At 60.9% G+C, this 20035-nt stretch carries 20 protein-coding genes; 10 read left to right on the forward strand and 10 right to left on the reverse strand.

Annotation, left to right across the window (positions count from 1 at the left end; all coding sequences use genetic code 11):
• Positions 1–54: 54 nt before the first annotated feature.
• The 4 genes from ISP18_RS18860 to ISP18_RS18875 form a co-directional block, all read right to left on the reverse strand.
• Positions 55–993 (reverse strand): alpha/beta fold hydrolase, encoded by a 939-nt coding sequence (locus ISP18_RS18860; RefSeq protein WP_380015759.1) that lies wholly within the window; start codon positions 991–993, stop codon positions 55–57.
• Positions 994–1029: 36 nt separating this feature from the next.
• Positions 1030–1530, reverse strand: coding sequence for an SRPBCC family protein (locus ISP18_RS18865; RefSeq protein ID WP_380015761.1), 501 nt, complete (start codon positions 1528–1530; stop codon positions 1030–1032).
• Positions 1508–1870 carry an ArsR/SmtB family transcription factor gene (locus ISP18_RS18870; RefSeq protein ID WP_380015763.1) on the reverse strand — a complete coding sequence of 121 codons (363 nt, stop codon included), beginning with the start codon at positions 1868–1870 and terminating at the stop codon, positions 1508–1510. Before ISP18_RS18870 ends, ISP18_RS18865 begins: the two co-directional genes overlap by 23 nt.
• A gap of 233 nt (positions 1871–2103) precedes the next feature.
• Complete coding sequence (locus ISP18_RS18875) at positions 2104–2529, reverse strand: winged helix-turn-helix transcriptional regulator (protein ID WP_380015765.1); 426 nt, start codon at positions 2527–2529, stop codon at positions 2104–2106.
• Positions 2530–2713: 184 nt separating this feature from the next.
• On the opposite strand from ISP18_RS18875, the gene ISP18_RS18880 reads away from it, so the two are divergent.
• The 4 genes from ISP18_RS18880 (at position 2714) to ISP18_RS18895 (ending at position 7285) form a co-directional block, all read left to right on the forward strand.
• The gene (locus tag ISP18_RS18880) at positions 2714–4015 is read left to right on the forward strand and encodes a hypothetical protein (RefSeq protein WP_380015767.1); all 1302 of its coding nucleotides are present in this window, start codon (positions 2714–2716) and stop codon (positions 4013–4015) included.
• A 374-nt stretch (positions 4016–4389) separates the two neighbouring features.
• On the forward strand, positions 4390–5427 hold the full coding sequence (locus tag ISP18_RS18885; RefSeq protein ID WP_380015769.1) for a two-component system sensor histidine kinase NtrB: 1038 nt from the start codon (positions 4390–4392) through the stop codon (positions 5425–5427).
• The gene (ntrC, locus tag ISP18_RS18890; RefSeq protein ID WP_380015771.1) at positions 5420–6814 is read left to right on the forward strand and encodes a nitrogen regulation protein NR(I); all 1395 of its coding nucleotides are present in this window, start codon (positions 5420–5422) and stop codon (positions 6812–6814) included. The genes ISP18_RS18885 and ntrC overlap by 8 nt, the downstream gene beginning before the upstream one ends.
• An 18-nt stretch (positions 6815–6832) precedes the next feature.
• The gene (locus ISP18_RS18895; protein WP_380015773.1) at positions 6833–7285 is read left to right on the forward strand and encodes a GNAT family N-acetyltransferase; all 453 of its coding nucleotides are present in this window, start codon (positions 6833–6835) and stop codon (positions 7283–7285) included.
• A 175-nt stretch (positions 7286–7460) separates the two neighbouring features.
• On the opposite strand, the gene ISP18_RS18900 is transcribed toward ISP18_RS18895, so the two are convergent.
• The 5 genes from ISP18_RS18900 to ISP18_RS18920 form a co-directional block, all read right to left on the reverse strand.
• A complete protein-coding gene (locus tag ISP18_RS18900) occupies positions 7461–9356 on the reverse strand; it encodes a phospholipase D-like domain-containing protein (protein WP_380015903.1) in 1896 nt (631 codons plus the stop codon).
• Positions 9357–9526: 170 nt separating this feature from the next.
• Positions 9527–10129, reverse strand: coding sequence for a YceI family protein (locus ISP18_RS18905; RefSeq protein ID WP_380015775.1), 603 nt, complete (start codon positions 10127–10129; stop codon positions 9527–9529).
• On the reverse strand, positions 10126–10599 hold the full coding sequence (locus tag ISP18_RS18910; protein WP_380015777.1) for a SixA phosphatase family protein: 474 nt from the start codon (positions 10597–10599) through the stop codon (positions 10126–10128). The genes ISP18_RS18905 and ISP18_RS18910 overlap by 4 nt, the downstream gene beginning before the upstream one ends.
• Before the next feature lie 62 nt (positions 10600–10661).
• Complete coding sequence (locus ISP18_RS18915) at positions 10662–11294, reverse strand: nucleotide-binding protein (protein WP_380015779.1); 633 nt, start codon at positions 11292–11294, stop codon at positions 10662–10664.
• Between the two features lie 194 nt (positions 11295–11488).
• Positions 11489–12514 carry a hypothetical protein gene (locus ISP18_RS18920; protein WP_380015781.1) on the reverse strand — a complete coding sequence of 342 codons (1026 nt, stop codon included), beginning with the start codon at positions 12512–12514 and terminating at the stop codon, positions 11489–11491.
• A 170-nt stretch (positions 12515–12684) separates the two neighbouring features.
• On the opposite strand from ISP18_RS18920, the gene ISP18_RS18925 reads away from it, so the two are divergent.
• Positions 12685–12867, forward strand: coding sequence for an antitermination protein NusB (locus tag ISP18_RS18925; protein ID WP_380015905.1), 183 nt, complete (start codon positions 12685–12687; stop codon positions 12865–12867).
• A gap of 146 nt (positions 12868–13013) precedes the next feature.
• Here ISP18_RS18925 and speE read toward each other — a convergent pair whose 3' ends face one another.
• Positions 13014–13865, reverse strand: a complete 852-nt coding sequence (gene speE, locus ISP18_RS18930; protein WP_380015783.1) for a polyamine aminopropyltransferase — start codon at positions 13863–13865, stop codon at positions 13014–13016.
• Between the two features lie 284 nt (positions 13866–14149).
• Between speE and speA the strand changes: the two genes are divergently transcribed.
• From speA to ISP18_RS18955, 5 genes are all read left to right on the forward strand, one after another.
• Positions 14150–16039, forward strand: a complete 1890-nt coding sequence (speA, locus tag ISP18_RS18935) for a biosynthetic arginine decarboxylase (protein ID WP_380015785.1) — start codon at positions 14150–14152, stop codon at positions 16037–16039.
• Positions 16040–16135: 96 nt separating this feature from the next.
• Positions 16136–16921, forward strand: coding sequence for a 3-hydroxybutyrate dehydrogenase (locus ISP18_RS18940; RefSeq protein WP_380015787.1), 786 nt, complete (start codon positions 16136–16138; stop codon positions 16919–16921).
• A gap of 135 nt (positions 16922–17056) precedes the next feature.
• On the forward strand, positions 17057–17806 hold the full coding sequence (locus ISP18_RS18945; RefSeq protein ID WP_380015789.1) for an acetoacetate decarboxylase: 750 nt from the start codon (positions 17057–17059) through the stop codon (positions 17804–17806).
• An 8-nt stretch (positions 17807–17814) separates the two neighbouring features.
• Positions 17815–19017 carry a DUF3734 domain-containing protein gene (locus tag ISP18_RS18950; protein WP_380015791.1) on the forward strand — a complete coding sequence of 401 codons (1203 nt, stop codon included), beginning with the start codon at positions 17815–17817 and terminating at the stop codon, positions 19015–19017.
• Positions 19014–19877 carry an NAD(P)-dependent oxidoreductase gene (locus tag ISP18_RS18955; RefSeq protein WP_380015793.1) on the forward strand — a complete coding sequence of 288 codons (864 nt, stop codon included), beginning with the start codon at positions 19014–19016 and terminating at the stop codon, positions 19875–19877. The genes ISP18_RS18950 and ISP18_RS18955 overlap by 4 nt, the downstream gene beginning before the upstream one ends.
• Positions 19878–20035 lie beyond the last annotated feature (158 nt).

Consider the following 20035-nt stretch of genomic DNA (forward strand, 5'->3'; position numbering starts at 1 on the left):
GGACACACGCAACGCTCCCGCGCTCTGATAGCTCCGTGAGCGCTTCGTGGGCCCCTAACCTATTGCCTTCGATGCAGCGCCGAGGAAGCGTTCGACGATCTCCGGCAGCATCGGCTCGACGGGGAGCGTGTAGTGGGTGGTATTCGGCAAGATGGCGAGCTCGTTTGCGGGCCGCAGGGAGCCATCGATTCCGGCATCGCGCTGGCCGCCTCCCAACGCCTTCCAGAACTCGACCATGTGTTCGGGCCGAATAGCGTCAGCGTCGGCAAAGACCAGCAGTGTGTGCGCCTGAAGCTTGGCGACGCCTGCGCTCCAGTCGAAGGGGCGTTTGGTCAGGTCACCGACCTTTCTGAAGAGGTTGGTCCAATCGACATCGGGGTAGGTCTCCCCTAGCGGCGATGCTTTGACGCCAGGGCCCAACGTGGCAGCGTTGGCCTCCAACTGTTTGAAGGCCGTTACCACCTCCGGATAAAAGCCGTCCTGCCTCATTGCCGCGGACACGAGCACGAGCCGGTTGACCACGTCCGGATGGCGGATAGCGGTCTGCAGCGCGACGCTAGAGCCCAGCGAGTAGCCCATGACGTCGGCCTTGCCGAGGTTCAGATGGCCGATCAGGGCGGCAATGTCGTCGCCCATCGATTCACTACGCAGTGGCCTGTCCGTGTCTGGCGTGCGCCCATGTGCCTGGAGATGGGGAGCGATCACCTGTCGGCCCTTGGCCAGTTCGGCCAGATTGCTTCCGAAGCTGCCTGGGTCGATGCCGCCGTGGAGAAGAATGAGCGGCTTGCCGACGCCATGCACGCTGTAAAAGAGATGCTGGCCATTGACGTCGGCAAAATGCTCATTCGACATGGCGAGAGTCTCCTTGGCTTGAACAGGAAGGACCGCAGTCAGCACTGCGGTCGCCATGGCAGTCTTCAGGAAATCGCGTCTGAGCATATCGTCCTCACGTGGCGCCGAACTGGTCAGCGCCGTGGTGATCGTGTGTTTCATCACCATCTCTTCCATACACCGGTGGCCGCGGTGTGGTCACGATCTGCCTGCGAGCAACTCATCCAGCTGTGCGAACTGTTCGGGCAAGCCTTCCGCCGAACCGGCGAGGGCTTCTTCGAGGGCTTCCGTCGTTGGGTAGAGTTCGTGAAAGGTGACCAGCGTCTTGCCGGCATTTTCTTCGAACGTCACCGTGGTCACGGCGCCCTGATCGCTTTCTTCGTTCGTCCATACGAGACGTTTGTGCGGCGTTACTTCGTTGTACGTGCCGAAGAACGCCATCGGTTGATCGAAGGCCGGATGGCTGAACACGAGGCGATACGTGCCACCGGTGCGAATATCCATGTCGCACGAGAGCAGCGACATGCCCACCGACTTCGGAATCCACCACTGCTTGAACAATTCGGGTTTGCTCCACGCTTCGAAGACGATGCGCGCGGGGGCATTGAACGTTCGCGTCACGACGAGTTCGCGGTCGGACTTGCGCGCCACAACGGTGCGGTTCGTGGCGGCGGAACTACCTTCTTTTGTTTCTGGCATCTGCCTTCTCCTTGCGGTTCAAGTTCTCGACAATCTCGTCCAGCGCGTCGAAACGCGCGCTCCAGAGTTGGCGGTGCCGCTCGATCCAGGCGGCCTCTTCTTCCAGCCGGCGCACTCCGAGCTTGCAGGTTCGTACGCGCCCCACCTTCTCCGTGGTCACGAGCCCCGCCTGCTCCAAGATGCTGACGTGCTTCTTCATGCCCGTAAGGGTCATGTGAAACCTTTGGGCAAGGTCGGTGATGGAGGCGTCTGAACCCCCGAGCTGCTCCAGCACACCGCGTCGGGTGACATCGGAGAGCGCAGCGAACGTTGTGTCGAGTTGGGCTTGATAGTGAACCATATGGTTCACTGTACGGTGCGCAAGGGTGATTTGCAAGCGGATGACCCCGCAGCGCAAATCGCACGTAGCTCCTCTGCCGCTCTGAACCCAAACTGCGCATGCCGAGCATGGGTAAAGTTCCGACCGGCGGCCAGGCAAGACGTCGGATGACTCCTCAGGGTCGTGAGCGGCCCATTCCGGCTCACCATCACACCTGAACTCGGTGTCTGTGGAGCCGGCAGTAGCTCAGCAGTTCATCCTGATGCCGGAAGATGTGTTTTCCGAAGTTCATTCATAAACTCTGCGCGCATTTCAGGCCCACCTTCTTTCAAGGTGCGAGCCAGACCGCATAACTCAGCCGTGGGCAAATACTCGTCTCCCCATGCGGCCATTTCCAACAGAAGAGGAACTAGTGCGATGCCTTTCTCTGTAAGGCTATAGATCGCTTTCTGTTTATGGGTCGGGTCATCGGACTTGGTGATGATCCCTTGTTCGACAAGCTTTCGAAGTCGGTCGGCAAGAATATTCGATGCGATTCCCTCCAAAGATTTGGTCAGGAGTTCGCGGAAATGCCTTCGATTAACGAAAACGATGTCGCGGATGACGAGCAAAGTCCATTGATCGCCAAGCACTTCGAGCGTCTGGTTGATGACGCAATCGGATCTATGAGTCGTGCGCACGCTGCTTCCAACTTAAATGGACATTCCAGCCCTATTCTACGACTTTAAAACCAGTTGCATAATATAACCAGTTGTATCACTGTACTGGTTGTTATGAGCGAGATCCGTCCAGCTGGCGCTCGCGTGTAACGGTGCGTTGTCAGGAACCTGGGGGTTGGACTGAAACTTCGTGGGAGGCAAAAACATGAACATGTTCAAGCAGCTGCGCAATCTATGGATACCGTGCGCTTCGATGTTTGCTCTGACTTGCTTTGGCAATGCCTTCGCTCAGGTGAGCTACCAAGTGACCGATCTGGGCGTTCCGAAGAATGACAATTATTCGATGATCATGTCCGTCAACGATGAGGGCTGGTCGGAGATCATGGCTGGGAACTTTTTACCGGGGCAGGGCGATTCGTTATCCGGGGTACCTCTAAACGGACGCGCACTGATAAACGTCGACGGATACTACGTCGATCTCGGCACGCTCGGCGGACCGAACAGTTGGATGAACTTTGGCGAGATCAACGACTTCGCGCAGGTCGTGGGTGATTCCGAAACGGCTGTTCCAGACCCGAACGGCGAAGACATTTGCGGATTCGGCACTCACCTTACGTGTCTTCCGTTTCTTTGGCAGCCCTTCCATATGAGCGCCCTCCCAACACTAGGCGGAAATAACGGGGAGGCGAGCGCGATTAATAACCTTGGACAAATCGTTGGAATGGCAGAAAACGGTGCCGTGGACCCCTCATGTCAGGCGGGCACCATCAATAATCGGGTTCAATTGCCGGTGTTGTGGGAAAACGGCAACGCCCACGCTCTTCCTACGGTAGATCATGATCCAGACGGATTCGCATTTTGGATCAACGATCGTGGTCAGGCCGTCGGCTACTCGGGAAACTGCAGCGGACCCATTCACGGCATATTGTGGGAAAACCGCACAGCGTCTGCGCTAGCAGATCTCGGAACCGGCGGCTTCGCTGAGAACATCAACAACCAGGGCCAAATTGTTGGAACCGTCGGTAGTGCTGACGGAACTACCCAAACTGGCGCGATTTGGCAGATTGTCAAAGGCACTGGCACCACCCAACTCACCACCGTGCTCGGACTGCTGCCGGGGGATGCCGCGGGCCTAGCTTTCGGCAACAACAACCAGGGCCAAGTCGTGGGGGGCGAGTGGAACGCCAACTTCTACTGGTCGCATGCCTTTATCTGGCAGAACGGCGTGATGACCGATCTCAACACGCTGTTCCCTGCCAGTTCCAACCTGTTTGCGACCTTCGCCGCCAAGATCAACAACCGCGGACAAATCGGAGGCATGGCCATCGTATGCAGCGGGCCGCACCAGGGCGAGATGCACGCCTTTCTAGCAACCCCTGTGAAGCAAATCGTGGGTGAATCGATTGCACAGGCCGCGCCTAATTGCCTGCAATCCAATTTCCCCGCAGCGGACGCTGTCACACGACTTTTGAAGAAATCCGGACCCGGCGGCCAATTCGTGCGTTAACGAGCGTTTTCGAAGCGTCATTGAACCTCGCTCAAACAACGTGGACGCATGCAGTCAGCGCGAGAGGTGGCGCTGACTGCATGCGTGAGTTGGAGTTCATTGTTTCGGCAAGCTTTGTATGAAGTCGTCAATCATGCGATTGAACGTCACTGGATCATCAAGAAGCAGTGCGTGTCCATCCTCGTCGAACCGCTCAAATCGAACTTAGTCGGCAGCCCTATCCATTGAGGTCGAACAGCAAAGTTTCTGAATCGGTGATTTTCCAAAGTTTGTATAGGCACATACAAACTTTGGAGTTCTGCCCACCGGCACCGGACCATTGAACTGACAAAACCTCAGTTGCACCAACCCGGCGCATTGTCCATGATGGTGCAATGAGCGAGCAGCAGTCCCGAGGGTGGGTGGAGCAGATGTCGACCGGGTTGGCGGTGGTCGATGGGGGATTGCGCGTGGAGTGGATCAATCCGGCGCTGGCGGAGTTGCTGGGGCTGGGGTTGCGGCATGCGCAGGGGTTGCCGTTGCAGGGTTTGCTGCAGGATGCGGGGGTGGCGGAGCAGGCGGCGCGGAGTCTGGCGGAGCAGCGATCGGTGCAGTGCCGCGGCGTGTTGTTGCCGGGGGCGTCGGCCGGTCAGCGAGTGGATGTGGCGTTGCAGCCGCTGGAGGGTGGCAGTGTGCTGGTGGAGGTGCACGCGTTGGCGGAGACGCCGTCCACCGTTTCGCCGCTGTCGGCGACGCTGCGCGGGTTTGCGCATGAGGTGAAAAATCCGCTGGCAGGTCTGCGCGGTGCTGCGCAATTACTGCAGCGGCGGTTGGAAGATCCGGACATGCAGTCGCTAGCGGGCATGGTGATCAACGAAGCGGATCGGCTCGCCGCGCTGGCGAATCGCCTGCTGCATCACGATGGCGCGCCACGGCTGAGCCTGGTGAACCTGCATCAGCTGATGGAGCGGGTCGGCGAATTGATCCGCGCAGAACCCTCGCCGCCGCGCCTGCGTCAGGACTACGACCCCAGTTTGCCGGATGTGGAAGGCGACTCGGATCGCCTGCAGCAAGTGCTGCTCAACCTTGCGCGCAATGCCATCGAGGCCGGCGCGAAAACGCTGATGTTGCGCAGTCGCGTGGAACACGGGGTGCGTCTGGGCGAGCGCATGTTTCGCAGCGCGTTGCGGCTGGATGTGATCGACGATGGTCCCGGCGTGCCGGCGGCGTTGCGCGATACCTTGTTTGAGCCGTTGGTTTCAGGTCGCGCGGATGGCACCGGCCTGGGGCTGGCTTTGTCACGCGAAATCGCGCACGAACACGGCGGCGAATTGCGCTACGTGAGCCGTGCGGGCGAAACGATGTTCTCGCTTTATCTACCTTTGCCGCCGCGTGTGGGTGTTGCGGTATCGACAGGGCGTTCGCATGGCTAAATCCAACGACCGGGCCGGCATTTGGATCGTCGACGACGACCGCGGCGTGCGCTTTGTCCTGGCCGAAGCGCTGCGCGATGCTGGCTTGGATGTGCGCGAATTCGAAGACGTCGCCAGCATGCGCAAAGCCCTGCGCGAAGCAACGCCTGCGCTGGTGATCACCGATGTGCGCATGCCGGGCGAAAGCGGGCTTGTCTTGCTGGAGGAACTGCATGCGCAGGGCATCGGCCCGGTGATCGTGATGAGTGCCTACACCGACGTGGCGACCACCGCGGCGGCGTATCGCGCGGGCGCCGTGGATTATCTTGCCAAGCCGTTCGATTTGGACCAGGCGCTTGCATCCGTGCAACGCGCTCTGGCCGATACGCCACACGCGGAACTCGTGCCTGGGGTTACGGCAGCGCCAGCGAACGCATTGCTGGGTGAAAGCGCGCCGATGCGGGAAGTGTTCCGCCTTATCGGGCGCGTGGCCGCCAGCGATCTTAACGTGCTGGTCACCGGCGAAACAGGTACCGGCAAGGAACTGGTAGCGCGCGCCTTGCACGAAGAAAGCGCGCGACGCGGCAAACCGCTTGTAGCGTTGAACACCGCTGCCATTCCCAGCGAATTGCTGGAAAGCGAGCTGTTCGGTCACGAAGCGGGTGCATTCACCGGCGCCACGCGTCGCGTGGCGGGGCGTTTCGAGCAGGCGGAAGGCGGCACGCTGTTCCTCGATGAAATCGGCGACATGCCATTGATCCTGCAGACGCGTTTGCTGCGTGTGCTGGCGGGTGGCGAGTTCTATCGCGTCGGCGGGCGTGAATTGATCCGCTGCAATGTGCGCATTGTCGCGGCCACGCACCAAGATCTGGATGCGCGCGTTACGGCAGGGCAGTTCCGCGCCGACCTCAAGCATCGCCTGGACGTAGTGCGCATCGAACTGCCGCCGCTGCGGCAGCGGCGCAGCGATATTCCGCTGCTGGCCCAACACTTTCTCGCCGCCGCAGTGCAAGAACTGAAGTTGCCACCCAAGCGCTTTTCCAAGGCTGCGTTGAAAGCCATCGCGCAGCGCGACTTTCCCGGCAACGTGCGCGAGTTGGAAAACCTCTGCCGTCGATTGGCGGTCATCGCCATGGGCACCGAGATTTTGCCGGCGGATCTGGGCAAGTCTGTCGAATCGCAGCGCGGAGATTGGACGGATGCATTGCGCGACTGGGCCGAACGCGCGCTGGAGCGTAGCGAAGCAGATATCCACACCCGTGCGCGCGAAGCGCTCGATCGCGTGCTGATGGAAGCGGCACTGTCCGCCAACGACGGACATCGTCAGCACGCCGCGGCGGCGCTGGGTGTGGGGCGCAATACGCTTACGCGCAAGCTGGGCGCATCGCGCTCACGGCGCAAAACATAAGAACGTAGGGAGTTTGCAGTGTCCACATTGACGATACGCCCGGCCGAACGCAGCGATATTTCCGCCGTTGCCGATTGGAACGCCGCGATGGCGTGGGAGACGGAACAGAAGCGGCTAGATCCGCAAGTACTGTTGCGCGGTGTAACGGCCGTGCTGGATGAGCCGCGACGCGGGTTTTATCTGGTGGCCGAGCGCGATGGTAAGGCCGTGGGTTGCCTGCTTGTGACCTACGAGTGGAGCGATTGGCGCAACGGCGATTTCTGGTGGATTCAGAGCGTGTACGTAGCGCCGGAAGCGCGTAGGGGTGGTGTGTTTCGCGGCATGTATAGCGATGTGGCGCAGCGTGCAAAGCAGGCGGGCGCAGTGGGTTTGCGCTTGTACGTGGAAACGGAGAATGAGCGGGCGCAGCAGACGTATCGGGAGCTGGGCATGGAGCAGTGTCATTACTTCATGTATGAGCAGATGCTTTGAATTGCGCCCATCTTCATAGTGTCGTCATTCCGGTGAAGGCGGGAATCCATTTTTGCCCTTTAAAAATCAGAGCAAGATGGATTCCCGCTTTCGCGGGAATGACGGCCGTGAGGTAGAAGTTGCTGTCTCGCTAGCAAGATTGCCATGACTCCAACCCATCGGAGGGGATAGTGAGCTAAAGCACGCCTTGCACGCCCGCCCCAAACGCCGTAATCAACCGCGTATAAATCAACTTTGGTGAAATCGCCACGTCCGGAAAATCCCCGACGGCTGTATAGCAGCGCGTGAAATCGGGATTGTTCGGTTGCATGGGCGCGCAATCGGGGTCGGGCTTCATGTCATAGCTGGTGGCATAGCGGAAGGGCCAGATGTCGAACAACGGCAGCTTGGCCGAGATATCACCGATCACCTGGCTGATCTGGCCAAGCACGGGAATCACTGGCTTGCGTGGCGCGATCACCCAGGCGTTCTGCGATTCGGTGGCTTCCAAGATCGAATCACGCAGTTCGGCGGCAAAGCGCTGGTCGTACACGATCACGCCGGCTTCGGTGTTGTAGCGATCGGAGCGCGGATCGAAGTTGTGCGAGCCGACCATGCCGAGGTCATCGTCGATCACCAGCGATTTGGCGTGCAGGCCGAAACGGCGACCGGGACTGATCAGCGGCGCCGGGCGATTGCGGCTGCCTTGGCTGCCGAAGAAGCCTGGGCGCCGATCGGTGCCGGGATAACGTTTGCGCAGCTTGCCTGAAGCGCCGGCGACCACCGGTGCGCCGTCGTCTTCGTCTTCGACATTGGCCTGCATGTAGGCGTCGGTGGCCAATTCGGCGCGCGGCTTCAGCTCGTAGATGTTGAAACCGTATTCGGAGAGATAAGACTTGCGGTGCTTGTAGGAGAGCGCATACACCGCAAAGGCATCGGTGGAAGCCAACGAATTGCTGGAAACGATGATCTGCGGCGCCGGTGCTTCGCGGTGGAGTTTCTTGAAGATCTTCTTCGCGCGCCGGCTCATCACCAGATAGGGCGTTTGCAGCACTACTTCCTTTTTCGCGTGGTTGACTAGACCCATCAAGTGCGCGGTGAACTCACGCGCCTCGCGCCGTGTGGGCTGTTCGGTCTTGGCAGGTAGATCGCTGAAGAACTCCACTTTGCTGGTGTAAATACTGTTGTTGGCGACGTGTTCGGCCAGCCACTCTGGATCTTCCGCTTCGGCCTGGGCCATCGCCACACGGGCGGGATAGACGTATCGCGGTGTGGACCACGGCGGTACCGCGGGAGTGCGTAGAATCAGGCGATTCACGTCGTGCAGATGCGTAACCGGCACCGCGCGCTTGTGACGCCAGAACAGGTCGAACGATTTTGCCATGTCGCGCGCGGCGGGGCCGCCCACCATGATGTCGCGATCGACGTAATCGAAATCGTTGTCCCAGTTGAAATAGCGGTTCTGATAGTTGCGCCCGCCGGTGATGCCGATGGCATCGTCTACCACCAGCACTTTGTTATGCATGCGCTGGTTGAACTTCATGAAGCAGCACACGATGCTGGCCGCAAATTCCAGCGGTGGCGTACGCGCGTTGTGAAAAGTGGGGTTGTACAGCCGCACCTGCAGATTAGGGCTGGCGCGCGCGAGTTGGGCGAGAATGGCCGGGTCTTCGAATGAGAACAACTGGTCGGTAAGGATGCGTACTTGCACGCCACGCTTTGCCGCAGCGACCAGTTCGTCGAGCGCAAGCTGGCCAAGGTCGTCCTCATCCCAGATGTAGCTTTGCACATCGACGGATGTTTTCGCTGCGCGAATCAGGTTGATGCGCGCGGCGAGGGAGGCTTCGCTGTCGTCGAGCAAAGTGACGACGTGCTCGGGTTTGTCGGCCGTGGAATCGGCCAGCGCTTTCTCGGCGGCATCGAGCAAAGGCGATGGTGTGGCGCAGTGATCGGCGCTTTTGCAGGTGGTCTGACGATCGACGCTGGCGGCGACAATGGCATCGGCTTGGCGGATCCGTGCGTGGCTCAGCGTGCATCCTTGCAGCAGGGACGCTAGCAGCAAGATCAGCAGGAGGCTGTAGCGCATACGCATACGGGCATCATTCCATGCATGCGCGCCATACGCGCGAACGCGTCGCTGAAGACGTGCCTGCATGCCAGCTCCATCCGCTCATGTCTCCACCTACCTTTCACTTTCATGATGTGCGTGCAAACACGACCGGCGAACTGCAAGCGGTCGAGCGAAGCCATCATACCCGGCGGTTAGCGTGTTTCGCGTTGAAGCGTGATGCTGAGGTTCAGGTCGACACTATCGGAAATTGCCAAGCGATCGCTGGTCATGCCGTAGGTGCTGCGATGCAGGTTGCCGCGCAACACGATTCTGCACGGGGTCGTTACGTCGTGTTCCTCCGTGCAATGCTCCGGCTCCACCGCGAAATGGATGGGCGCGGTCACGCCGCGCAAAGTGAGGTAGCCGGTGAGCGTACCGCCGTGATCCAGTTCGGTGAGCGCGACGGGATTGGAAACGAAATGGATGGTCGGATGACGTTCGGCATCGAAGAACGATGGCGCCAGCAGCCATTGGCGCATGCGCGACGATGACATCGTCACGCTGTCGACCGGGATAGTGGCGTTCACCACCCAGCTGTCGGGATGCGGTCCGGGTGCCACATCGCCATCGACGTGAGTGAAAAGACCACTAACGTAGTCCAACCAGAACAGGCGAACCCGGAACACAGCTTGCGAGGCGTCCGGCTCGATGTGGTAATCGGCTTGGCTGGCGACTGCACACAGCGGCGCTGGTAAAAGTAATAAGAAAACCAGACGCGATGCTTGTTTCCACAACGCGTTTAGACAATGACTCATGGTGACCAGAACGCATCCAGTCGTGCGTTGCCCGGCTCCAGCGGGCCATCGAAGTGAAGCACCGCCAATCCGGCCGGCGGCATGCCGCGAAATTCGTCTGAGCGCCCTTCCACCAGCAGGGCGACCAATCGTTCGATGCCCGGGTTGTGGCCTACCAGCATCACGGTGTTCGCGTCCCCGTGCTGATCGAGCAGGGCTAACAGTTCGCCGGGCGTGGCGTTGTAGATTTCCGCCGATGTCTGCAAGGTCGGCGCACGTTCCAGTTCGGAAAGCGCCAGGTTCGCGGTGGCACAGGTGCGTTCGGAAGGGGAGCAGAGCACGCGATCAGGCCGCTTGCCATGCTTCTTGAGCCACGTGCCGGCGGCGCGGGCTTCCTGTTCACCGCGGCCGCTGAGGCGACGCACCTCGTCATCCCCCCCGGGCGGGGCGGGCTGGGCTTCGGCGTGGCGCAACAGGATCAGTTCGTGCATGGCTGTGGATTCTCGTGGAAGCGGTTTTGGTTCGTCGTGAAGATCATGCACGAAGATGCACCTTAATGGTGCCGCTTAATCCAGCGCAGCAGTGGGGTCCAGTCCTGCTGGTGCCCGCGTACCTGCTCGGAGCCGTAGTCGAAAATACCTTTGCCCAGCGAGGTCAGCAGCACGTAGGCCTGGGTGTCGCGTAGCTGCGCCACCACCGGGAACGGCGCCTGTTCGGCCAGTTGTGCGATCGCGTCCTGGCTGGCGTGCGTCCAGGGTTTCAGGCGATTGCCCACCAGCGCCACCGGCAATTTCCCGCGCTTGATCCGGCTGATGCCGCGTAGGTGTTCGAGGAAGTTCAGGGTGGCGTGCAGGTCGAAGGAGGACGGCAGCACCGGTACCAACACCACGTTGGCCTGCTCCACGTACGGATCGAGTTCTTTCTCGTGGGAGCCGGCCGCGGTATCGACCAGTACGCGATCGGTGTCTTCCGGCAGTTTTTCCAGCGCTCGGCGTCCGCCTTCCAGCGCCAGCACGCCGGGTACGTTGTCCGGACGCAGGGTCGCCCAGCGGTAGCTGGAGCCTTGCGGGTCGCTATCGACGATAGCGGTGCGCTTTCCATCCTGTGCCCAGTGCGAAGCAAGCTGGGTGACCAGCGTGCTCTTGCCGCAACCACCCTTGCTGCTTGCTACCAATACGGTAAGCATCGGCTGCCCCTAATGGCGTGAGGTCGAGCCAAGGGTAGCGGAGGAGCAAGGAACGGGGAACAGGGAGCAGGGAACGGAAAGCTACCTATGAAGTTGATGGCTCTCGCAAGTACCGCCTGCCATTTTTTACTGAAATGGCCAGACATGCGGCAGAACCCCAAGTCTGCCGCACGTCTCATGTTCCCAGTTCTCTATTACTCGTTTTCCGCTTTATGTGGCTGCCAGTCGGTCGGCGCATCGGTGGGAAGGCCCGCATCATGCAGCGCGGCCAGCACCAGGCTCATCTGGGTGCCCCCGCTGCGGGCAAGGGCCAGCAGGTGCTGCGCCTGGGCTTTGTCGGTCTGTGCGCGCAGGGAAAGTTCGGCGAAGTTCTGCACCTGCCAGACCAGGTTGCGCCGGGCGTTCCGGGCATCCTCTTGCTGGGATGCATCGGCGTTGAGCACTTCGCGAAGATGCAGGCCCAGCGAACGAGCCAGCGGGCTGGAGCCCCATTCCAAGAGCTGGCCCAGTTTCAGGCAGTCGTTCTTGACCGAGCTGTCTTTCGGCGCCTGTGCTTCGCAATACGTGGCGGTATCGCGCAACGCAGGCTGCGGCATGCCTGCGGCGGAGCCGAACGCGATCAGCATCTGCACGCCGTTCGCGCCCGCGTCGGAATTCGGATCGAGGGTGGCGTTTGGCGGTGGCAGCACGGTGGCGGCATTAGCCAGCGCTTTCAGCGCAGCACCGCTGTAGTCGTCATACAGCTTGGCGGATGCGGCCTTGGCCAGGTCCTGGCGGGCGTCATCCTTCTTCAGGGTGCCGACGTCCTGGCTGAGTTTCACCAGCCAGACGGCGGCGTTGTCCGGTGCCTGTTGCACCAGTTGCGTCACGGCATCGCTGTTGGGGCAGGACTGGGTGTCGGGGCTGCAGTCGGCTAGGCGAGCCCAGGTCACGGCAGGGCCGGCGTTGTCAGCGCGGCTGGCGCGCTCGATCATGGCGTGGAAGCTGTTCAGCTTGCTCGGGTTCGGCAGTGGACGGGCCATCAGGGCTGCGGCCAGCAGGCGATCCGCGTCGCCACTGGGGGCCAGCACATGGATGAGGTCGTTCTGGAAGGCGACCAGCGCATTCTGGCGCGCTTGCGTGGATTTCGCGGCGTCGGATGCCGCCTGCGGCGTTGCGGCTACGGCCGATGCACTGAGTACGCAGGCCAGGGTGAGGACAAACAGGCGCCGTCCGCGCATGGGGGAGCTCCAGCCATAAAAGAAAGCGGCCAGCTTAACCGCGCCGGTTTGAGGGTGCTCTGAACGGACGATTTCGCAGCCGTATGCCTTGGGCATGTCGCACAAGCTCCTGTAGCATGCTTGACCGCCGCCCGCGAAGAACACAGGAGAAAGCTGTGGAGTCGTTTTCGATGTTTGCCCAGGGGAATGCCCCGTGGTTCGTGGGATGGGGCACGCTGGCCTTGATCAATGCCGGCCTGGCGCAAGGCAAGAACCGCAGCGGGCTACTGTGGTTCCTGCTGTCGCTGTTGTTTGGTCCGCTCGCGACGCTCGCGATCGTGGTGTTACCGAAGGTGCGCAGTCGGATCTTCTGAAGGCAGGAAACGGAGATCAGGGAACGGGGAACATGGGGTGCATACGAGTGCGCAAACCATGGCACAAATACCTGAGAAAACGCGTAGGCGTTGTTTGCGGCAGCGCTTGGGTTGAACGAGGATTGTCCGTTCCCCGTTCCCCGCTTTTATTCCCCCAACGCCTCGCGCATGAACTCCGGCTGCGCCAGCGCGCCCTTGTGCACTTCGGCGTTGTAGTAGCGGGTGGAGAAGTTCTTGCTGAGCGCGCCGCGTTCGCGGAAGCCGGCCAGATCACCGCCCTTGCGCGCCATCGTGCAGCTCCACCAGCCGGTGGGATAGCACGGCTGCGGGAACGGCAGCGTCTTCACCGCGTTGAAGCCGGCAGTGCGCATCGCCGCACGCATTGACTTGATCAGTTCCAGGTGCGCCAGCGGCGATTCGCTTTGCTGCACCAGGATGCCGCCGTGACGCAGTGCCTTGTGGCAGCTGCTGTAGAAGGCTGCATTGAACAGGCCTTCGGCCGGGCCGACCGGATCGGTGGAGTCGACGATGATCAGGTCCAGCGATTCCGGCTCCGCCTCGGCCATGTACTTGATGCCGTCGATGAATAGCAGCTCCGCGCGCGGATCGTTGTTCGACTCGCACAGCTCCGGGAAATACTCCTCGGCCAAGCGCGTGACGCGCTCGTCGATTTCCACCTGTGCCGCATGCTCCACTTCCTCGTGCTTAAGCACTTCGCGCAGCGTGCCGCAGTCGCCGCCGCCGATGATCACCACGCGCTTCGCCCGCGCATGCGTGAACAGCGCCGGGTGGGTCATCATCTCGTGATAGAGAAAGTTGTCGCGGCTGGTGAGCATCACGCAGCCGTCGATCACCATCAGGTTGCCCCAGTCGGTGGTCTGGTAGATCTCGATGGTCTGGAACGGGGTTTTCTCGGCATGCAGCAGCTTTTCAACGCGATAACCGATGGAGGAACCGGAAGCCTGGTGCGCTTCGGTGAACCAGCTGGGCTGCGACATGACGGATGAGTCCTATGGAGCGTGATTAAAGGAAAGCGATTGTAGCGGCAACCGTTGGCGTCGTGCCGCCGCCGCAACTCCCTCACCCATTCGGGGAGAGGGTGCTGATGCGCTGACCTCAAATTGTCGCAGCCGCCCGTTACAATAGGCGTTCGGCCGTCTGCGTGGCGGCCGTCAAGCCCTCCCGGCCCCGCGGCGTGCGAGGCTTCCGGCCGGCGGGCTTACGTGTTCGTCAAGGCTCGCCGCTGCGACGACGTCGTCCCCCTACAAGGAGATTCCGTCACATGGCGAACGCCTGGAATATCGATGCCGCCCGTCACACCTATGCCGTGCCCTACTGGGGCGACGGTTACGTCGATATCAATGATGCCGGCCACATCGAGATCCGGCCCCACGGCCCGAACGGCCCTGGCTTTTCCCTGCCCGAGATCGTCGAGCGCGCCCGCGCCGAAGGTCTGCGCCTGCCGCTGCTGGTGCGCTTTCCGGACATCCTGGCCGATCGCCTCGCGCGCCTGCAGGGCGCGTTCGCCAAGGCGATCGGCGAATGGCATTACGCGGGCGACTATACGGCCGTCTATCCGATCAAGGTGAACCAGCAGCGCGGCGTGGTGGCGGAGTTGGTGGCGGCTGGCGCGCACGGCTTCGGTTTGGAAGCCGGCTCCAAGCCGGAGCTGATGGCCGTGCTGGCGATGGCCCGACCCGGTTCCATCGTGATCTGCAACGGTTACAAGGATCGCGAATACATCCGTCTCGCGCTGATCGGCCGCAAGCTTGGCTTGCGCATCCATATCGTGATTGAAAAACCGTCTGAACTCGATCACGTGATCAGCGAAGCGAAAGCGCTGAACGTCGAACCGCTGCTCGGCGTACGCGTGCGCCTGGCGTCGATCGGTGCGGGCAAGTGGCAGAACACCGGCGGCGACAAAGGCAAGTTCGGCCTTTCGCCCGCACAGGTGCTGAGCTTGGTGGAGCGCCTGGACCAGGCCGGCCTGAAGCACACGCTGAAGCTGCAGCATTTCCATATGGGCTCGCAGATTTCCAACGTGCGCGACATCGCCAACGGCATGCGCGAGGCCACACGTTACTTCGTGGAACTCACACGCCTGGGCGTGCCGCTGGAGATCGTCGACGTGGGCGGCGGCCTGGGCGTGGATTACGAAGGCTCGCGCTCGCGCAGCCACAACTCCATCAATTATTCGATTGAGCAATACGCCGCCACTATCGTGCAATCGCTGGCCGAAGCGGTGGAAGCCGAAGGCTTGCAAGCACCACACATCATCACCGAAGCCGGACGCGCGATGACGGCTCATCACGCGGTGATGGTGATCAATGTCAGCGAAGTGGAGGCCGTGCCGGTCGGCAGCCTGCCGCCCGCCGACAGCGGCGAACCTGCCGTGCTGCGCCATCTGCGCGAAGTGCATGATGAATTGAATGTGCGTCCACCACTGGAACTGTTCCACGAAGCGCAGCATCACCTGCAGGAAGGCCAGACGCTATACGCATTGGGGCAGTTGTCACTGGCGGCGCGCGCGCAGCTGGATGAGCTTTATTACGCCATCGCCAACGCCGTGCGTGCGCGTCTGTTGCCCGCCGAACGTTCGCATCGCCAGGCGCTGGACGAGCTGGACGAAAAATTGGTCGACAAATACTTCGTCAACTTCTCGGTGTTTGAATCGGTACCGGACGTGTGGGCGATCGATCAGATCTTTCCCATCGCACCCATCGCTCGCTTGCACGAGCAGCCGACGCGACGCGGCGTGCTGGTCGACCTCACCTGCGATTCGGACGGCCGCATCGACAACTACGTGGACGCCGAAGGTGTGGATGTGAGCCTTCCGCTGCACACGCTGAAGGATGGCGAGCCGTACCGGCTGGGCATCTTCATGGTTGGCGCGTATCAGGAAACGCTGGGCGACATCCACAATCTGTTCGGCGATACCGATGCAGTGAACGTGCGCGTTGAGGGTGGCAACTATGTGTTCGCCCACAAGCGTCGCGGTGATACCACCGACCTGATGCTGGACTACGTCGGCTACGATTTGGAAGCGCTTCGCCGCAGCTATCGTGAACGCATTGCGGCATCCGGTATAGATGGCGAGCAAGCGGAAAGCCTGTTTGTAACATTGAATGAAGGGCTCACCGGCTATACCTACCTCTCCGAGGGCGTGCGTTAGCGACCTGCCTTGAGGATGTTTCGGCAAGCTGTCGAAACATCCTGCGGCGATCCAATGTGCTGCCCCGGCCTTTTTATTCATCCGGAGGAGTGGCACATGGCAAGTCTCGACGGCAAGGTTGCATTGATCACGGGCGCCGCCAGCGGCCTGGGCAAGGCTATCGCTGAGCTTTACGCAAAGAACGGCGCGGCGGTGGCGATCGCCGACATCAACCAGCAGGCAGCGGACGCCGCGGCGGCAGAGATCAAGGCGGCTGGCGGAAAAGCCATCGGCATCGCCATGGACGTCACCAACGAAGACGCGGTGAACGCGGGCACGGAAAAGACCGTGGAAGCGTTCGGCAGCCTGGATATCCTCATTTCCAACGCCGGTGTGCAGATCATCAACCCGATCGACCAGTTCGCTTTCGCCGATTGGAAGAAGATGCTGGCGATCCATCTCGACGGTGGTTTCCTCACCACCAAGGCCGCACTCAAGCACATGTACAAGGACAACCGTGGCGGCACGGTGATCTACATGGGCTCGGTGCATTCGCATGAAGCATCGAAGCTGAAGTCGGCCTACGTCACTGCCAAGCACGGCCTGCTCGGTCTCGCGCGCACGTTGGCGAAAGAAGGCGCGGCGCATAACGTGCGCTCGCACGTGATCTGTCCTGGTTTCGTACGCACGCCGCTGGTGGAAAAGCAGATTCCCGAACAGGCCAAGGAGCTGGGCATCAGCGAAGCGGACGTGATCAAGAACGTGATGCTGAAGGACACCGTGGATGGTGTGTTCACCACCGTCGAAGACATCGCGGAGACAGCGCTGTTCCTGGCTGCATTCCCGAGCGCGGCGTTGACGGGTCAGAGTTTTGTGGTGAGCCACGGCTGGTATATGCAGTAAGGCATCGCTCCTCCCTAAGACGCATTCTTGCCCTCCAATCATTCCCGCGAAAGCGCCTCCGCTTTCGCGGGAATGACGGCAAGGCGTAAGGGAGGCAATGCAATACAAACACCGTCCTCAAAAAAGGAAGTGTCAATGAAAATCGCAGATGTGAAGGCCAACGCCTTCGCCATGCCACTTACCAGTCCCGCATTTCCTAAGGGACCGTATCGCTTCATCAATCGGGAATTCCTCGTCATCACCTACCGCACCGACATGGACGCATTGCGCGCCGTGGTGCCGGAGCCGCTGGAAGTCACCGAGCCGGTGGTGAAGTACGAATTCATTCGCATGCCCGATTCCACTGGTTTCGGTGACTACACCGAATCCGGGCAGGTGATTCCGGTGAGCTTTCGCGGCGAGCGCGGCGGTTACGTGCATGCGATGTATCTCAACGATCATCCGCCGATCGCCGGTGGCCGCGAACTGTGGGGCTTTCCGAAAAAGCTCGCCACGCCGATCCTGGATACCGAGATCGACACGCTGGTCGGCACGCTCGATTACGGCAAGGTGCGTGTGGCTAAGGCGACGATGGGCTTCAAGCATCGGCCTGCGGATGCGGATGCCATCCTTGCGGGCCTTGCAGCGCCAAGTTTCTTGTTAAAGATCATTCCGCACGTCGACGGTACGCCGCGCATTTGCGAGCTGGTGCGCTACCACACGACCAACGTCACCCTGAAAGGTGCTTGGACGGGTCCCGCGTCGCTGGAACTGCATCCGCACGCGCTGGCGCCCGTGGCCGACCTGCCCGTGCTCAAGGTGGAATCGGCCGCGCATTACATCACCGATCTCACGCTCGACCTGGGTACGGTGGTTTACGACTATCTTGCCGAAGACAACGCGTAGGAAGCTTTATGGCCGTGACCAAGACATCGTCCAAAACCGCCCCTCATCATCCCGTGCAGGATGCGTACAAAGTCACCGCACTGGTCCTGCAAGGCGGCGGTGCACTGGGTTCGTACCAGGCCGGTGTCTACCAGGCGCTGGCGGAAGCCGGGCTGCATCCGAACTGGATCGCCGGCATTTCGATCGGCGCGTTGAACGCGGCCATCATCGCCGGCAATGCGCCGGAACATCGCGTCGAACGGCTGACGGAATTCTGGGAAACCATCTGCAAGTCGGCGCTGTGGCCCAGTACGCCAGGATTTCCCTGGATGGAAGGCATGAGCATCCCGTCGGTGCTTCGCGAGGGCGTCAATATGTTTGCCGCGTGGCGCGCGATCACCGAAGGGCAGCAGGGTTTCTTCCAGCCACGCGTGCCGCCACCGGTGCTGCAATGGCATGGCACGCCCGCCACCACCAGTTGGTACGACACCGCGCCCTTGCGCGAAACACTGGAACGCTTGGCTGATTTCGACCGTATCAATCATCCGAGCTGTGTGCGTGTATCGGTGGGTGCCGTGAATGTGCGCACCGGCAATTTCGCCTATTTCGACAATCGTCACGGCGAGCTGCGGCCCGAGCATTTCATGGCTTCGGGCGCGTTGCCGCCGGGCTTTCCCGCGGTGGAGATTGATGGCGAGTACTACTGGGACGGCGGCATGGTCTCCAACACGCCGTTGTATAAGGTGCTGTCGGAGCGGCCGCATCACGATTCGCTGATCTTCCAGGTCGATTTGTGGAGTGCGGTCGGTGCGTTGCCGCGCGACATGGGCAGCGTGGCGGAGCGCTCAAAAGATATTCAATATTCCAGCCGCACGCGCCTGGTCACCGAATACATGCATCAAACCCGTGAACAGCAGCAATTGCTGCATGAACTCATGGCTCTGGTGCCGGAAGGCAAACGCGATGATCCGGCCTTCCGCCGCGCCGAGCGTTATGCCAACGGCGCACTGACCAATCTCATCCACCTCATCTACCGCGACAAGCCCTACGAAGGGCATTACAAGGACTACGAATTCAGCGCGGTGACCATGCATGAGCACTGGCAAAGCGGGCTGACCGACATGCGGCATACTTTGAGCCATCCGCATTGGCTCGAGCCGCCGACACCGGACAACCCGTTCGTGACGCACGACGTGCATCGCGGGCTCAATTTCAATCAGGAACAGGCATGACTCTAAAGGCAGCATTTATCGGCCTAGGTGCCATGGGCGAACCCATGGCAGGACATCTGAAGCAGCGCGGTCTCCTGTACGCGGTGGCCAATCGCACGCATGCTAAGGCGGAAACTTTGGCGCGTACGCTCGGTGTTACTGCTCCCATGCTTGCCGAGCTGGCAGCGCAGTGCGAGGTGATCGCGCTGTGCGTCACTGCCGATGCCGATGTGCTGAACACGGTCGATGCGCTTGCTCAGCATGTGAAGCCGGGTACGATCGTGATTGATCATTCCACCGTCGCACCGGATACTGCCAAGCAGGCTGCTGCGCGGCTGGAAGCGGTCGGTGCGCATTTCCTGGATGCACCGGTTTCTGGCGGCGTGGAAGGTGCGAAGAACGGCAAGCTTTCGATCATGGTAGGTGGCGATGCTGCCGTGCTAGAACGTGCGCGTCCTGTGCTCGAAGCCTATGCCTTGCGCATTACGCATCTGGGCGACGTCGGCGCGGGGCAGGCCACCAAGGCGGTGAACCAGGTGTTGGTGGCGGGTATCGCGCAGGCCGTGTGCGAAGGGCTAGCGCTGGGTGAAGCGTTGGGTCTCGATCCGGAGCGGCTGATTCCCACATTAGGCGCCGGCGCGGCCGGCAACTGGTTCCTGGATAAGCGCGGCGCGACGATGTTGAAGAACCAGTTCAGCGTGGGCTTCAAACTCGCGCTGCTACATAAGGATCTTGGGATCGTGCGTGGTATTGCCGAGCAAGCTGGCACGGCGCGCAATGTGATCGAGCAGTCGCTGGTCGACTATGCCGAGCTGATGCAGCAGGGGCATGGGGATGATGATATTTCCGGGTTGATTCGGCTCAAGCGGCGTCATTCGTAGAGCCTGATCGAAGCGCACGTCATTCCGGCGAAGGCCGGAATCCAGTTTGAATACGTCGTGCGAAGCACACAGAATCTTTTGTGTTGAGTGCTTCGCACAGCATGTTCGTACTGGATTCCGGCCTTCGCCGGAATGACGATAAGGCGCGATGGTGGTTG

Source organism: Dyella humi, assembly GCF_044904605.1.
Taxonomy (GTDB): domain Bacteria; phylum Pseudomonadota; class Gammaproteobacteria; order Xanthomonadales; family Rhodanobacteraceae; genus Dyella_B; species Dyella_B humi.